A 566-nucleotide genomic window follows, 5' to 3' on the forward strand; every position below is an offset into this window, starting at 1 on the left:
GACGTCGTCCTCATGGACGTCCGCATGCCCGGCCTGGACGGCATCGAGGCGACCCGCCGCGTCGTCTCCGCCGGCCACCGCACCCGCGTCCTCATCCTCACCACGTTCGACCTGGACGAGTACGCCTACGCCGGTCTGCGTGCCGGTGCCTCCGGCTTCCTGGTGAAGGACGCCCAGCCGGAGGAACTGCTCTCCGGCATCCGCGCGGTGGCGTCCGGCGACGCGGTGGTGGCCCCGAGCCTCACCCGCCGTCTCCTCGACGCCTACGTCCACCACCTCCCGACCGCCACGGAAGCGCCCGGCGCCCCGGATCCCCGCCTGGCCTCCCTCACCGACCGCGAGACCGAGATCCTCCGCGTCATGGGCCAGGGCTGGACCAACACGGAGATAGCGGAACGCCTTCACCTCGCCGAATCCACGGTGAAGACCCACGTGGGCCGCATTCTCTCGAAGACGGGCTCACGGGACCGCGTCCAGGCGGTGATCCTGGCGTACGACACAAAACTGGTGGGCTGAGAGAGGGGAAAACGCAGAAAACCCCGCACCGTGAGGTGCGGGGTTTCCCG

The 566-nt window shown here is 70.0% G+C and carries 1 protein-coding gene; it reads left to right on the top strand.

All coding sequences use genetic code 11. The features are described from left to right. A partial coding sequence (locus GTW67_RS01600; RefSeq protein WP_161163002.1) for a LuxR C-terminal-related transcriptional regulator occupies window positions 1–516 on the top strand: 516 nt, incomplete at its 5' end. Window positions 517–566 lie beyond the last annotated feature (50 nt).

The sequence above is a fragment of the Streptomyces sp. SID5910 genome (assembly GCF_009862125.1).
GTDB lineage: Bacteria > Actinomycetota > Actinomycetes > Streptomycetales > Streptomycetaceae > Streptomyces.